We start from the raw sequence: 14,828 nt of genomic DNA, 5'->3' as shown, positions 1-14,828 counted from the left end.
GTGGGACGAGCAACGGTCGAGCGGGGTCAGCGTGCGGCTTCGACGGCCCGGTCCAAGTCGGCCCAGGCCGCCTCGGTCAGGTCGGCCGCGGCCCAGCGGGCGGCGGCCCGCACTTCGTCACCGGAGCGGAATCCCGCCACCACGCAGGCCACTTCGGGACTGCGCAGGGGGAAACGCACGGCGGCGTGGGGGAGGACGGTCCGGTGCCGGGCGCACACCTCGACGAGACCGCGGACGCGGTCCAGCACGGCCGCGGGAACCGGACCGTAGTCGAAGGTGGCGTCCGCCGCCGGGTGAGGACGGCTCAGGAGGCCCGAGTTGAAGGGTGCCGCGGCGACGACGGACACTCCTCGCGCCGCGCAGACGTCGAGCAGCGGGCCGGCGCTGCGGTCGAGCAGGGTCCACCGCCCGGCCACCATGACCGTGTCGACGTCCGTCTCGGTGACGGACCGCAGGAGCGGGCCCACCTGGTTCGCACCCACGCCCACGGCGCCGACGACTCCCTGGTCGCGCAGCTCCAGCAGCGCGGGGACGGCCTCGCCGACGGCGGTGTCCAGGTGATCGTCGGGGTCGTGGACGTACACGATGTCGACCCGGTCCAGCCCCAGGCGGTCCAGGCTCGCCTCCAGGCTGCGCAGCACGCCCGACCGGGAGTAGTCGGGCCGGCGGATCAGTGTGTCCGGTACCGCGAAGCCGCCCGCCGCCAAGTCGGACCCGGTGGGTGCGGGGTGCGGTTCCAGGAGCCGGCCGACCTTGGTGGAGACGGCGAAATCCTCCCGCGGCCGGTGGGCGAGTGCCGCGCCCAGGCGCCGTTCCGACAGTCCCAGCCCGTAGTGCGGCGCGGTGTCGAAGTAGCGCAGCCCGGCGTCCCAGGCGGCGTCGACCGTGGCTCGGGCCTCGTCGTCGCCGATGGCGCTGTAGAGGTTGCCGAGCGGAGCGGCGCCGAAGCCCAGCGCGCTGACGGGTACCTTCGTGCGGCCCAGCCGGGTGATGTTCATGCCGGGATTCCGTACCAGCGCGCGGCGGTCGTGCCGAGGACGGCTTCGCGTTCCGTGCCGCTCAGGTCCTCGCACAGGGCGTCGGTCACGGCGAGGACTTCGTCGTAGTCGGCCGCCAGGAGACAGACCGGCCAGTCCGACCCGAACATGACGCGGTGCGGCCCGAAGGCCGACCACAGCACGTCCGTGAACGGGCGCAGCGCGCGCACCGGGTCCGATCCGGAGGGCGTCCGGGTCACGAGACCGGACAGCTTCACGGCGACGTTCGGGCAGGCGGCAAGGTCCCTCATCTCGGCCGTCCAGGTGTCCAGGCCGGCCGCGCTGATCACGGGATTGCCGGCGTGGTCCAGGACGAAGCGCACGTCGGGCAGTTCGCGAACGGTCCTGACGGCGTCGGCGAGTTGGTCGGGTCGTACCAGCAGGTCGTAGGCGAGGCCGGCGGCGGCGACGGCCTGGAGACCACGGCGGACGTCACGGCGGGACGTCCAGTCGGACACCGGTTCGTTCTGGATGCCGTGGCGGATCCCCACGAGCGCCGTCCCGCCCGGTGCGGCCCGCAGCTCGCCGAGGCGGTCGGCGACCGCGGGATCGGTCAGGTCCGTCCACCCGACCACGGCCTTCACATGCGTGTCGGTGGTGGTCAGCGCGAGCAGCTCCGGTGTCTCCTCGGCGTCGGCCACGGTCTGTACGACCACGGCCGTGTCGACCGCGTGGTGTGCGAGCAGGGGCCGCAGGTCGAACGGGCCGAAGCTGCGGTCCAGTTCGGGCAGGCCGTGGACCCAGGGCTGGTCACGGACCGCCAGGTCCCACAGGTGGTGATGGGCGTCGATGCGCATGGTCGTTCCTGGTGAGAGAGACGGCGGGCGGACGGTGGCGCGGTCCGGCGCGAGGCGGGGTCAGTCGAGGTGGAAGAGTTCCTCGGCGCTCGCCCACAGCCGGCCGTCGCCGCCGCTGTCCAGCGGCTGCTGGCAGGGGTCGGTCAGGGCCCACCACCGCTGTGAGACCGGGTCGGCGGCGATCGCGGCGGTGTCGGCCGCGTAGTCGTCACCGGTGTATTCGAGGTAGCTGAACAGCAGCCCGTCGCGCAGGAAGATCGAGTAGTTGCCGATGCGGGCGCGCCTGAGCGCCGCGAGGACGCCGGGCCAGGCCGCGGCGTGCAGTGCCCGGTATTCGGCTTCCTTCTCCGGGCGGAGCCGGACCACGGCGGCGTGGCGTTCCATCGCTCAGCCCTCCTTCCGCAGCCGCAGTCCGTCCATGCCGCCGTCCACGGCCAGGCTGGTCCCGGTGGTCGATCCGGCCGCGGCGGAGGCCAAGTAGGCGATCGCCGTGGCGACTTCGTCGGCGGAGACGAGCCGGCCGTGCGGCTGGCGGGCCGCCAGTGCGGCGTATTCGGCCGCGGGGTCGGGAGCCCGTTCCAGGAGGCGTGCCACCCACGGTGTGTCGGCGGTGCCGGGGCAGACGGCGTTGACCCTGATGCCTTCGGCGAGCAGATCCGCCGCCATCGCGCGGGTCAGGGACAGCACCGCGCCCTTGGTGGCGGAGTACAGCGCCCGCTGGGGCAGGCCCGCCGTCGCGGCGATGGAGGAGACGTTGACGATCGCACCGTGCGCGGAGGACCGCAGCGCCGGCAGCGCGGCGCGGGTGACCCGCACGAGTCCGACGACGTTGATGTCCCACACCCGGTGCCACTCGTCGTCGGAGTTGTCCGCGACGGCGCCCTGGGCGCCGATCCCCGCGTTGTTGACCAGGACGTCCAGGCCGCCGAGGGTGTCGACCGCGCTGCTCACGGCCGAGGTGACGGAGGTGTCGTCACCGACGTCGGCCCGCACGCACGCCGCGAACCCCTCGGGGGAGTCCTGGGCCAGGTCCAGGATCGCGACGCGTGCCCCCTGGGAGGCGAGCAGCCGGGCGGTGGCCAGCCCGATGCCCGAGGCGCCGCCGGTGACCAGGGCGCGAAGCCCGTCGAACGCACCCATGTCAGGCCTCCTCGAACGTCTGGCGCTGGCGGCCGAGTCCGTCGATCTCCACGTCGACGACATCGCCGGCCCGCAGGTAGGGAGTGCCGGCCAGCCCGAGGGCGACCCCGGCCGGTGTGCCGGTGTTGATCACGTCACCGGGGCGCAGGACCATGAAGTGGCTGAGGTAGCGGACCAGTTCGTGGACGCCGAAGATCATGTCGGACGTGCTGCCGTCCTGGCGGACCTGGCCGTTGACCGAGAGCCGCAGGCCCAGGGCCTGGGGGTCGGGCACCTCGTCGGCGGTGAGCAGCCAGGGCCCGAGCGGGTTGAAGGTCTCGCAGTTCTTGCCCTTGTCCCACTGACCGCCTCGTTCCAGCTGGAACTCGCGCTCGGAGACGTCGTTGCTGATCGCGTACCCCGCCACGCAGGCGGCCGCGGCCGCTTCGTCGGGGAGGTAGCGGGCCTCGCGGCCGATGACGACGGCGAGTTCGACCTCGTAGTCGGTCTTGACCGAGCCGCGCGGGATCAGCACCCGGTCGTCCGGCCCCACCACGGTGTCGGCGGCCTTGAGGAAGACGATCGGCTCGTCCGGGACGGCGGCACCCGTCTCGGCCGCGTGCTGCCGGTAGTTCAGTCCGACGCAGACGACCTTGCCCACGCCGCTCAGCGGTGGCCCGAACCGGCCCGGCCGCTCGACCACGGGCAGCGCGTCCAGGTCGACTCCGGCCAGGACCGACGGCAGCGTGTCACCGGTCAAGTCGCCGACGACCGGGCGCAGATCGTGCCACACGCCGTCCGATCCGGATATCAGGGGTGTCTCGGCGCCTGCCGAGCCGTGCCGGGCCAGTCTCATAGAACTCTCTCCCGCAACAGTGCCTTGGAACTTCGGCCGTCAGGGTGCAGTGCGAGGTCGTCCGACCCGGGGCGTGCCAGGCGGCTTGCGCCGGACGCTCCCGCGACACGACCGCGGAGTCGGGTTTCCGACATCCCGCCGAACGGGATGGATCTGCTTCATCTGACGATCAGGACCATAAGGATGAGATCGCTCTGACGCAACAGAGGGCTCGCAAACCGTCTTCGACCGCCGACTCCGGCAGGTTACGCCGGATTTCAAACTGGTCGTCGTTGACATCTATCCATCACGTAACGCAGATGTCATAGTGACCTCGCCGATGAACCAGATTCATTTGACGAGTGAGAAGGAGTGCACCGTGGCCGATCCGTCGCCCGTCCCGGGCAAGGGGGATGACGACGCGTCACGTCCCTACCGGCCCGGGTACGAGCTGGTGGCCGAGCAACTGCTGGAGTACATCTCCGGACAGGGGCTGCGTCCCGGCGACCGGCTCCCCACCGAGCAGGGCCTCGCCGAGATCCTGGGCGCGACCCGCAACGTCACCCGGGAGGCCGTGAAGGTCCTGGCGGCCATCGGCCGGTTGAGCGTGCGGCGCGGAGCGGGCATCTTCGTCGCCGAGGGCGGCGGCGGTCTCGTCGACGACCAGATCTCCCGGTTCCGGCCGACGAGCATGGAAGACGTCCTGATGCTCCTGGACTACCGGTCGGTGATCGAGTCGGAGACGGCCCGCAGGGCCGCCACCCTCGCCACCCCCATCGAGGTCCGCGCCATCAAGGACAGCGCCCAGGCCACGCTGGACGCCGCGGCCCGGCACGAGGTGCACGCCTTCGCCCGCGCCGACGAGTCCTTCCACGACGCGGTCGGCGCCGCCTCGCACAACGTGTTCCTCCGGTCCAGCGTCGCCGGCGTACGGCGACTCGCGGGCCAGTCCGACGTACTGCTCTTCCACGGCGACGCGCCCGGCTCCCTCGAGGTCGCCGCGCGCCAGCACCTCGCCATCGCCGAGGCGGTCTCCGCGGGGGAGGCCGAACTCGCCGAACGGCTGATGGTGGAACACATCGCCACCACCCAGAGCCAGTTCGAGCGCAAGATCCGCGACCGGCTGTTCAACCTCGACGACCGCACCGCCCCCGGGGCGCCCGCGCGGCCGTCGGCGGACAGCGGCCCCGGCCCCGCTGCGGAGCCCCCGCAGACATCGGCGTCCTAGACCGGCCGCGGACCCGCCGCCCTCGCGCGACGGGCCCGCGCCGACCGGCGTACCAGGAACAGGGCGGACGACCCGTTTCCTGTGTTCCGTTCCCCAGACGATTGGATCTCCGTGTCTCTTCTGTCTGTACGCAGGGGCAGAGCCGTGCCCCTGCCGAGAATCCTCATAACCGCCCTGCCGATCGCCCTGGCGGTGGCCCCGCTCGCCGCAGCCCCGGCCCAGGCGGCCCCGAAGGCCGCCGGGCTGACCGTCTACGTCTCCCCGGACGGCAAGGACACCGGAAAGGGGAGCGCGAGCCACCCCTTCAAGACCCTGGAACACGCCCGGGACTACGTGCGCGACGCCAAGTCCCTTACGGGCGGCGACATCCACGTGCGGCTGCTGTCCGGCACGTACCGGCTCAGCCGCACCTTCACCCTGACCGCCCGCGACTCCGGCAGGAACGGGCAGAAGATCGTCTACGAGGCCGCACCCGGCGCCCACCCGGTGATCAGCGGCGGCCGCCAGGTCAGCGGCTGGACGAAGGCCGACGCCGACGGCAAGGTCTACAAGGCGAAGCTGACCGGTCTCGACACCCGCCAGCTCTACGTCAACGGCGAGCCGAGGACCCGGGCCCGCAGCGGGAAGAACCCGTCGGGCTTCAGCAAGACCGCCACCGGCTACACCTTCACCGACAGCTCCATCAGCGCCTACAAGCACCCCGCCGACCTCGAAGTCGTCAGCTCCTGGGGCTGGAAGCTGATGCGCTGCCCCGTCGCGTCCGTCTCCGGCACCACCATGACGATGCGTCAGCCCTGCTGGCACAACGCCAACCTCCAGCAGGGCCAGGAGATCCAGAACCCGACCTGGCTGGAGAACGCCCGCGAACTGCTCGACAGCCCGGGGGAGTGGTACCTGGACAAGAGCGCCGGCGAGATCTACTACATGCCCGAGCCGGGCGAGAACATGAAGAGCGCGGACGTCACCGTGCCCGCGATCCAGGACCTCGTCGACCTGAACGGCACCCGCGACCACCCCGTCACCGACGTGGCGTTCCAGGGCATCACCTTCTCCTACTCCACCTGGCTGGAGCCGAGTTCGGCCGACGGACTCATCGAGGGCCAGGCCGGCTTCCGGATGGTCGGCGACGACAACCCGACGTTCGACTCCACCCGCCTGAACTGGAAGAAGACCCCGGGCGCCGTCAACGTCAGCCACGGCAGGGACATCGGCTTCGAGGACAACACCTTCACCCACCTCGGCGCGGTCGGCCTCAACCTGAACACCGGCACCCAGCACACCGACATCACCGGCAACGTCTTCCGGCAGATTGCCGCCACCGGCATCCAGATCGGCGGCGTCACCTGGCAGGACGCCCACCCCGCCGACCCGCGGGACACCACCCGGGACACCCGCGTCGACAACAACGTCGTCACCCAGGTCGCCGACCAGTACAACGGCTCCCTCGGCATCCTGGCCGGCTACACCGACACCACGGTGATCACCCACAACAAGGTCCACGACCTGCCCTACAGCGGCATCTCGGTCGGCTGGGGCTGGGGCCTGACCGACCAGGGCGGCAACTCGGCCTACCCGGGCAACGCGGGCGTCCCGGTCTCCGACACCCCGACCATCAGCCGTGACAACGTCGTCAGCGACAACGAGATCTACGACATCATGAAGTCGCAGGCCGACGGCGGCGCGGTCTACACCCTGAGCGACAACCCCGGCGGCCGCGTCTCCGGCAACTACATCCACGGCGTCCCCGGACCCGCCTACGGTGCCGTCTACCACGACGAGGGCAGCCGCCACTGGACGAACACCGGCAACGCGTTCTGCGACATCGCCTTCCAGTGGCTCCTGATGAACCACGCCGAGGACAGCCGGGCCACCGGCAACTACACGACCAACCCCGCCTTCAGCGTCCAGTACCTCAGCAAGAACGACACCGTGAACGGCAACGTCACCGTGGGCGCCTGCGACCAGCTGCCCGCCTCCATCGTGAACGGCGCCGGCCTCCAGAAGCCCTACCGGCACCTCGACCCCGGCCCCGCCGTGACCGACCACCGGGCCCCCGGCGCACCCGGCACCCCGACCGCCGTCACCGACTTCCCGACCGTGGCCGATCTGAGCTGGCCCGCCGCCACCGACGACACCGCCGTCACCGGCTACTCGGTGTTCCAGGACGGCAAGCTGGTCAACGCCGCCGCCGGCCCCGCCGTCCGCATCCCCGGACTGACGGCCGGAAGGACGTACACCTTCCGGGTCACCGCGCGCGACGCGGCCGGCAACGAGTCGGCACCGAGCCGCACCCTCACGCTCACCATGCCCGCCGGCCGGGACCTGGCCCTGAAGAAGCCGGTCACCGCCTCCTCCGACTCCGAGGACAACCACCCCGAGAAGGCGGTGGACGGCGACCTGTCCACGCGCTGGGCGCAGGGCCTGGGCCTGCCCGACCCGTCCTGGATCCAGGTCGACCTCGGCGCCTCCTACGACGTCGACGGCACCGTCACCACCTTCGAGAAGGCGAGCGGGTACAAGTACCGCGTCGAGGTGTCACCCGACGAGGTCCACTGGAAGACCCTCGCCGACCGCACCGGCACCAACACCACCGCACAGACCGTCTACGACCACACCGCCACCCCCGTCACCGGCCGGTACGTACGGCTCACCGTGACCGGCTCCAGCGGCAACGGCGGCAGCATCTTCGACCTCCAGGTCTACGGCGACCCGGCCGCCCCCTCCTCGGACCACACCGCGCCCTCACGGCCCGGACAGCCCCAGGTCCACCCGCTGGCCCCCGGCGCCCTGGACCTCAGCTGGCCGGCCGCCACCGACGACACGGCCGTCACCAGCTATGTCGTCTACCAGGACGGCAAGCGCATCGCCGTCACCGACGACACCGCCCTGCGGGTCACCGGCCTGACCGCCGCCACTCCGTACACCTTCACCGTCGTGGCGCGGGACGCCGCACTGAACGCGTCCGACCCGAGCCCCGCGGCCACCGTCACCACGCCCGCCGACGACGACCTCGCCCTGCACAAGCCCGCCACCGCGTCTTCCGAGTCGGACGGATACGCGCCCGCCAACGCCGTCGACGGCGACCTGTCCACGCGCTGGGCGCAGGGCCTCGGCCTGCCCGACCCGTCCTGGATCCAGGTCGACCTCGGCGACGCCACCGACGTCTCCAGCGTCGCGGTCACCTTCGAGAAGTCCAGCGGCTACAAGTACCGCCTGGAGTACTCCACCGACGGCGAGAGCTGGTCCCTGTTCGACGACCACACCGCGGACGACACCACCTCCGCGACCACCTACGCCTTCGCCGGCCACCCGGTCACCGCACGCTACCTGCGCCTGACGGTCACCGGATCCAACTGGAACGGCGGCAGCATCTACGAACTCCAGGCGTACGGCGGCTTCTGAGCCACCCGCACGGCGGGCGCCCGGCGGCCCTCCCGCCGCCGGCGCCCGGCCGGCTCCTCCCACCCAGAGACGAAAGCCAGAATGAAGATCACCCATGTCGAAGTACACCGGATCGACGTTCCGGCGGCCAGCCCACCCTTCCGGTGGCGCGACGGCCTGAGCGGCAGCCCCGAGGTCGGCGACGGCGCGGTCCTGCACATCGGCACCGACGAAGGCGCCGAAGGCGTGGCGGTGTTCGCCCGCCCCGGAGCCCTCACCACCCTCACCGACCTGGTGGACCGGGTCTTCCGGGACGAACTGCTCGGAGCCGACCCCTTCCAGCGGGAATGGCTGTGGCACCGCGTGTGGGAACTGGACCGCATCCACGAACTCCCGCTCCCCGCCCTCGGACTCGTCGACACCGCGCTGTGGGACCTGGCCGGCCGCTACCACGGGCAGCCGGTCTGGCGGCTGCTCGGCGGCTTCCGCGAGGCCATCCCGGCCTACGCCTCCACCTCCACGTTCTCCTCCACCGAGGAGTTCCTCGACGTCGCCGACCAGTGCCTGGCACTGGGCTACCGCGGCATCAAGCTGCACGCCTGGGGCGACGCCCGCCGGGACGCGGCGCTCTGCCACGCCCTGCGCGACCACGTGGGCCCCGACATCCCCCTCATGTACGACGGCTCCGCGGGCTTCGACCTGCCCGACGCCATCCGGCTGGGCCGCGCGCTCTCCGAGGCCGACTACCTCTGGTACGAGGAGCCGATGCGCGAGTTCAGCATCACCGCCTACCAGCGGCTCGCCGAAGCCGTCGACATCCCGCTGCTGGTCGCCGAGACCTCCGACGGAGCCCACATGAACTCCGCGGACTTCATCCGGGCCGGCGCCGCCACCTTCGGCGTCCGCGCCGGCACCACCCTGCGGGGCGGCATCACCGGAGCCATGCGCACCGCCCACCTCGCCGACGCCTACCGGCTGCGGGCCGAGGTGCACGGCTCGGACATCCCGAACCACCACCTGTGCATGGCCATCTCCAACACCACCTACTACGAGTCCCTGGTGACCTCCGCGCACGTCGTACGCGAACGCCACGTGGACGACCAGGGCCTGGTCCACGCTCCCACCGGACCGGGCATCGCCCTCCCCCTCGACTTCGGCTACGGCGACGCACTGCTGCCCTTCGTCGAACAACCGTGCTGAGTCGGCGGTGGCCGCCGTCCACCGCGACGGCGCCCACCGCGGACGCCCCCCATCCGGCGCACCACCCGAGCCGTGCGAGGACCGACCCCGCCGGCACAGAACGCAGTGAGAACAGAAAGGCAAGACGATGAGGTCTTCCGGATCTCCGAGAGCCGCCCGCCGCCGAGCGGTCGTCCGTACCGCCGCCGCGGCCGTCTCCCTGGCCACCGCGGCCCTGCTGGCCGGCTGCGCCAGCGCCGACACCAGCACGCAGTCCTCCTCTTCTTCCGGCGCCGCGTTCAAGCCGGCCCAGCAGAAGGACGGCTCCGAGATCACCGTGTGGGCCGACTCCACCCGGCTGCCGGCCGTCCAGGCCTACCAGAAGGCCCACCCGGACGCGAAGCTGAAGATCGTCACCTACGACGGCGGAGCGGACGGCTCGACCTACCTGCAGTCCAAGGTCCAGCTGTTCGACCGGACCGGCAGCGGCTGGCCCGACGTCGTCTTCGGCTCGCCCACCGACGTCACCTGGGCCTCGCAGCCCACCAAGTCCGGTGCCCAGCCCTTCGCCGCGCCGCTGGACGACAAGCTGGTGGGGCAGAGCACCCTGGACGGCTTCGCCAAGGGCTCCCTCACCCCCTGCCAGTTCAACGGACACACCTACTGCCTGCGCAACGACATCGCACAGGTCGTCCTCTGGTACAACAAGTCCCTCATGGACAAGTGGGGCTACCAAGTCCCCACCACCTGGGAGCAGTACGAGGCACTCGGCAAGAAGGTCGCCCAGGAGCACCCCGGTTACCTCGTCGGCTCGGTCGGCGACACCAACTCCCACGAGTCGTACTTCTGGTCCGGACAGTGCCCCGCGTTCGACCTGGTCAAGCCGGACACCCTGCGCACCGACCTCCAGGACCCGCACTGCACCCGCACCGCGAAACTCCTGGACGGCCTGATCGACGCCAAGGCGGTCACCACCAAGGGCTTCTTCAGCCAGGGCTTCGCCAAGGACAGCGGAAACAAGGTCCTCATGGCCTACGGCCCGTCCTGGTACGGCCAGTACCTGTTCAAGGCCGCCTTCAAGACGCCCGCCAAGCAGATCGCCGCCGCGCCCCCGCTGACCTGGCAGGGCGAGTCGACGGTCGCCACCGGCAACGTCGGCGGCGGCGTGTGGATGGTCTCCTCGCACAGCGCCGACCTCAAGGCCGCCACCGACCTCGTCACCTGGCTGACCACCTCCGACGCCAACCAGGCGTCCGCGCCCACCTATCCCGCCTACACCAAGGCGGCACAGGCCTGGCTGGCCAACCCGGCCAACAGCGACTACTTCGCCAACGACGTCGGCCCCGCCTTCCAGAAGGCCGCCGACGCTGTGTGGACCGACTGGTCCAACACCCGGTTCTCGGACTCCACGGCCTGGTCCAGCGTCGTCCTGCCCGCCCTCACCGCGGGCAAGAGCCTCATGGCCACCCTGCCCGCCTGGCAGCAGGAGATCGGCAACGAGGCCAAGGCCCAGGGATACAAGGTGGCCACCAAGTGACCCTGCTCGAGACCGAGCGCGTCGCCGTCCCCGCTCTCCGCCGCGGCACCGAGCCGCGGCGGAGGCGCCGCAGCGCGGCCGGCTACCTCTTCGTCGCCGGATACACCCTGCTGCTGCTCGCCTTCGGCGTCTTCCCGACCGGGTACTCCTTCTACCTGGCCCTCACCAACGACCGCGGCCAGTTCACCGGCCTCAACCAGTTCGTGAAGGTCGCCCAGGACTACCGGTTCCTGCCCGCCTTCGGCCACATGCTCGTCTATCTCGCCCTGTGGCTGGTCACGCTCGTCGTCCTGGTCGTCCTGGTCGCCGTGGTGCTCCGCAGCCGGGTCAGCTCCGGAATGTCCGCGCTCCTGCGCTTCCTGTACTACCTTCCCGGCGCCCTGGCAGGCGTGGCCAGCGTCCTGGTCTGGCTGTTCATGCTGGATCCGGACGTCAGCCCGGTGTCCTGGCTGCTGGAGAGCATGGGCATGCACACCTTCGCCGCCGTCCTCTCACCCGGAAACCTCCCGCTCATCCTGATGCTGATCGCGTTCTGGACCGGTGCGGGCGGCTGGATGGTCGTGATGTACGGAGCCCTGAACAACATCCCCGACGAGGTGCTGGAAGCCGCCCGCATGGACGGCGCCGGCCCCTGGCGCACCGCGTGGCACATCCAGATCCCCATGATCCGGCAGTGGATCGTCTACATGACCATCCTGGCGTTCGCGACGGGCACCCAGCTCTTCGTCGAACCGCAACTGCTCCAGACCGCCAGCCTCGGCCGGGTGAGCCCGACCTGGTCACCCAACCAGCTGGCCTACGTCTACGCCTTCCAGCAGGGCGACTTCAACGGTGCCGCCGCGATCTCCGTCTGCCTGCTGGTCGTGGGACTGCTCGCCGCCGGCCTCCTGGTAGCCCGCTCGAACCTGTTCACGTTGGATGAAAAATGACGCTACCCGCTTCCGTTTCACCGGCCACCGGCCGACTCGTCCGGCCCGGCCGTCTCCTGTCCTACGTCGTCGTCGGCATCCTGCTGACGGCACTGCTGGTCTTCTTCGTCCTGCCCGTCGTCTGGCTGCTCCTCGCGCCCTCCAAGACCGCCGGCGAAGTGGTCCGGGACAACCCGCTCTCCTTCGGCTCCTTCCACCAGATCGGCGCAGCCTGGAAGCACCTGTTCGCCTTCCAGGACGGTGCCATGCTCACCTGGCTCGGCAACTCCGCGATCTACTCGGGCGGTGCGCTCGTCCTCACCCTGCTCGTCAGCGTCCCCGCGGGCTACGCACTGGCCCTGACCGACTTCCGGGGCCGCAGGACGCTCCTGGTGATCACCCTCGTCACCATGATCATGCCGCAGGCCACCCTGGTGCTCCCCGTCTTCCTGGAGCTCAACCGCTTCCACCTGATCGGGACGGTCTGGTCGGTCATCCTGCCCTTCTCGTTCTACCCGTTCGGCGTGTACCTCGTGTACATCTACTTCGGCAGCAGCCTGCCCAGGGACCTGCTGGCCGCCGCCCGGATCGACGGGTGCACCGAGTGGCAGCTCTTCACCCGGATCGCACTGCCCCTGGCCAAGCCCGTCATCGGACTCGTCGCCTTCTTCGGCTTCGTCGGCAACTGGAACAACTTCTTCCTGCCGTACCTGGTGCTGCCCAACAGCGAGCAGTTCCCGATCCAGGTGGGCCTGAACCAACTGCTCACCTCCACGCCGTCGTTCAATCCGGTCGCCGGCGCGGGCCTGAACATCACCCTTCCCGAACTGGCCCTGGCGATCATCCTCGCCATCCTGCCCGTGCTCGCGCTGTTCCTCGTCTCCCAGCGCACCTTGGTGGCCGGCATGCTCGCCGGCGCCACCAAGGAATGACCGCGATGCGTGTCGCCTTGTTCCTGACCTGTGTCAACGACACGTTGTATCCGGATACGGGTCGTGCGGTGGTGAAGCTGCTGTCCAGGCTGGGTGTCGAGGTCGATTTCCCGATGGGTCAGACGTGTTGCGGGCAGGCCCACTTCAACACCGGCTACCGGCATGAGGCGGAGCCGTTGGCACGGCATTTCTCCGATGTCTTCGGCGGGTACGAGGCGATCGTGACGCCGTCGGGGTCGTGCGGGGCGATGGTGCGGGAGCTGTATCCGCGGCTGGGTGACCGGGCGCGGGCGCAGGGCCGGGGCGGGGACCTCGCGGCCGTGCTGGCGCCGGTGGCGGCGAGGACGTACGAGCTGACCGAGTTCCTGGTGGACGTCCTGGGGGTGACGGACGTGGGTGCCTGGTATCCGCACCGGGTGACGTATCACCCGACCTGTCACGGCCTGCGGAGCCTGGGGCTGGGCGACCGGCCGCGGCGGCTGCTGGAGGCGGTGCGGGGCCTGGAGCTGGTGGAGCTGCCGGGCGCGGAGGAGTGCTGCGGGTTCGGGGGGACGTTCGCGGTCAAGAACCCGGACGTGTCGGCGGCGATGGGCGCGGACAAGGTCGCCAGTGCCGTCTCGACGGGCGCGCAGGTGCTGTGCGCGGCGGACAACTCGTGTCTGATGCACCTCGGGGGGACGATGACCCGGCTGGGGACGGACCTGCGGCCGGTGCACCTCGCGGAGATCCTGGCGAGCACGGAGGAGGAGCCCGCGGCATGAGCGGAACCTATCTGGGGATGCCGGCGTTCCCGCAGGCCGCGCACGAGGCCGTCAACGATGCGACGCTGCGCGGGAATCTGCGCCACGCCACGCACACGATCCGCGCGAAGCGGGCCAGGGCCGTCGCCGAGGTCTCCGACTGGGAGGCGCTGCGGGAGGCCGGGAAGCAGATCAAGGACCACACGCTGCGGCATCTGGACACCTATCTGGAACAGCTCGAAGCTTCTGTCACCCGTGTCGGTGGGATCGTGCACTGGGCGGCCGACGCCGAAGAGGCCAACCGGATCGTGACGGACCTGGTCAAGGAGACCGGTGAGACCGAGGTCGTGAAGGTCAAGTCGATGGCCACGCAGGAGACCGGGCTGAACGAGGCTCTGGAGGCCGAGGGCATCCGCGCGTACGAGACCGATCTCGCGGAGCTGATCGTGCAGTTGGGCCACGACCGGCCCTCGCACATCCTGGTCCCGGCGATCCACCGCAACCGGGGCGAGATCCGGGACATCTTCCGCCGCGAGATGAGCCAGTGGGGCCGCCCCGCGCCCGACGACCTCACCGACACCCCGGCCGAACTCGCCGAGGCGGCCCGCCTGCACCTGCGCGAGAAGTTCCTGCGCGCCAAGGTCGGTGTTTCGGGCGCGAACTTCATGGTCGCCGAGACCGGCACCCTGGTGGTCGTCGAGTCCGAGGGCAACGGCCGAATGTGCCTGACCCTCCCCGAGACGCTGATCTCGGTCGTCGGCATCGAGAAGATCGTCCCGACCTGGCAGGACCTCGAAGTCTTCCTGCAGACCCTGCCCCGCTCCTCCACCGCCGAACGCATGAACCCCTACACCAGCATGTGGACCGGCACCACCGACAGTGACGGCCCCCGCACCTTCCACCTCATCCTCCTGGACAACGGCCGCACCGACACCCTCGCCGACGACGTCGGCCGCCAGGCACTGCGCTGCATCCGCTGCTCCGCCTGCCTCAACGTGTGCCCCGTCTATGAACGCGCGGGCGGACACGCCTACGGCTCGGTCTATCCCGGCCCCATCGGCGCGATCCTCAGCCCGCAACTCCGGGGCACGGCGAGTGCGATCGACGCCTCGCTGCCGTACGCGTCATCTTTGTG

Annotated in this window: 13 protein-coding genes; 8 read left to right on the top strand and 5 right to left on the bottom strand. The window is 70.6% G+C overall.

The window, feature by feature from the left end:
- Positions 1 to 26: 26 nt before the first annotated feature.
- From ACIQOE_RS31905 to ACIQOE_RS31885, 5 genes are read right to left on the bottom strand one after another with little or no spacing between them, the layout of a single operon-like run.
- A complete protein-coding gene (locus ACIQOE_RS31905) occupies positions 27 to 998 on the bottom strand; it encodes an aldo/keto reductase (RefSeq protein WP_401415104.1) in 972 nt (323 codons plus the stop codon).
- A complete protein-coding gene (locus tag ACIQOE_RS31900) occupies positions 995 to 1,834 on the bottom strand; it encodes an amidohydrolase family protein (RefSeq protein ID WP_401415102.1) in 840 nt (279 codons plus the stop codon). Before ACIQOE_RS31900 ends, ACIQOE_RS31905 begins: the two co-directional genes overlap by 4 nt.
- 60 nt (positions 1,835 to 1,894) lie before the next feature.
- Positions 1,895 to 2,218, bottom strand: coding sequence for an L-rhamnose mutarotase (locus ACIQOE_RS31895; RefSeq protein ID WP_399010423.1), 324 nt, complete (start codon positions 2,216 to 2,218; stop codon positions 1,895 to 1,897).
- Between the two features lie 3 nt (positions 2,219 to 2,221).
- Positions 2,222 to 2,974 (bottom strand): SDR family NAD(P)-dependent oxidoreductase, encoded by a 753-nt coding sequence (locus ACIQOE_RS31890; RefSeq protein ID WP_401415100.1) that lies wholly within the window; start codon positions 2,972 to 2,974, stop codon positions 2,222 to 2,224.
- A 1-nt stretch (position 2,975) separates the two neighbouring features.
- Complete coding sequence (locus tag ACIQOE_RS31885; RefSeq protein WP_399010421.1) at positions 2,976 to 3,809, bottom strand: fumarylacetoacetate hydrolase family protein; 834 nt, start codon at positions 3,807 to 3,809, stop codon at positions 2,976 to 2,978.
- A gap of 358 nt (positions 3,810 to 4,167) precedes the next feature.
- On the opposite strand from ACIQOE_RS31885, the gene ACIQOE_RS31880 reads away from it, so the two are divergent.
- The 8 genes from ACIQOE_RS31880 to ACIQOE_RS31845 form a co-directional block, all read left to right on the top strand.
- A complete protein-coding gene (locus tag ACIQOE_RS31880) occupies positions 4,168 to 5,016 on the top strand; it encodes an FCD domain-containing protein (protein ID WP_363013180.1) in 849 nt (282 codons plus the stop codon).
- A gap of 144 nt (positions 5,017 to 5,160) precedes the next feature.
- The gene (locus tag ACIQOE_RS31875) at positions 5,161 to 8,418 is read left to right on the top strand and encodes a discoidin domain-containing protein (protein WP_401415097.1); all 3,258 of its coding nucleotides are present in this window, start codon (positions 5,161 to 5,163) and stop codon (positions 8,416 to 8,418) included.
- A gap of 81 nt (positions 8,419 to 8,499) precedes the next feature.
- A complete protein-coding gene (locus tag ACIQOE_RS31870) occupies positions 8,500 to 9,597 on the top strand; it encodes an enolase C-terminal domain-like protein (protein ID WP_362178054.1) in 1,098 nt (365 codons plus the stop codon).
- A gap of 127 nt (positions 9,598 to 9,724) precedes the next feature.
- Positions 9,725 to 11,113: an ABC transporter substrate-binding protein gene (locus ACIQOE_RS31865; protein WP_401415095.1), complete on the top strand. Its 1,389-nt coding sequence runs from the start codon at positions 9,725 to 9,727 to the stop codon at positions 11,111 to 11,113.
- Complete coding sequence (locus ACIQOE_RS31860) at positions 11,110 to 12,042, top strand: sugar ABC transporter permease (RefSeq protein WP_351941521.1); 933 nt, start codon at positions 11,110 to 11,112, stop codon at positions 12,040 to 12,042. Before ACIQOE_RS31865 ends, ACIQOE_RS31860 begins: the two co-directional genes overlap by 4 nt.
- Complete coding sequence (locus ACIQOE_RS31855) at positions 12,039 to 12,953, top strand: carbohydrate ABC transporter permease (protein ID WP_365557304.1); 915 nt, start codon at positions 12,039 to 12,041, stop codon at positions 12,951 to 12,953. The genes ACIQOE_RS31860 and ACIQOE_RS31855 overlap by 4 nt, the downstream gene beginning before the upstream one ends.
- 5 nt (positions 12,954 to 12,958) lie before the next feature.
- The gene (locus ACIQOE_RS31850) at positions 12,959 to 13,714 is read left to right on the top strand and encodes a (Fe-S)-binding protein (RefSeq protein WP_365575516.1); all 756 of its coding nucleotides are present in this window, start codon (positions 12,959 to 12,961) and stop codon (positions 13,712 to 13,714) included.
- Positions 13,711 to 14,828: lactate utilization protein B (locus ACIQOE_RS31845; protein WP_401415092.1), on the top strand; the 1,118-nt coding region annotated here is incomplete at its 3' end. The genes ACIQOE_RS31850 and ACIQOE_RS31845, both read left to right, overlap by 4 nt.

Source organism: Streptomyces sp. NPDC091282, assembly GCF_044757385.1.
GTDB lineage: Bacteria > Actinomycetota > Actinomycetes > Streptomycetales > Streptomycetaceae > Streptomyces > Streptomyces gramineus.
The sequence above is the reverse complement of the archived record's forward strand: the minus strand, read 5'-3'. Positions and strand labels throughout refer to the sequence as shown.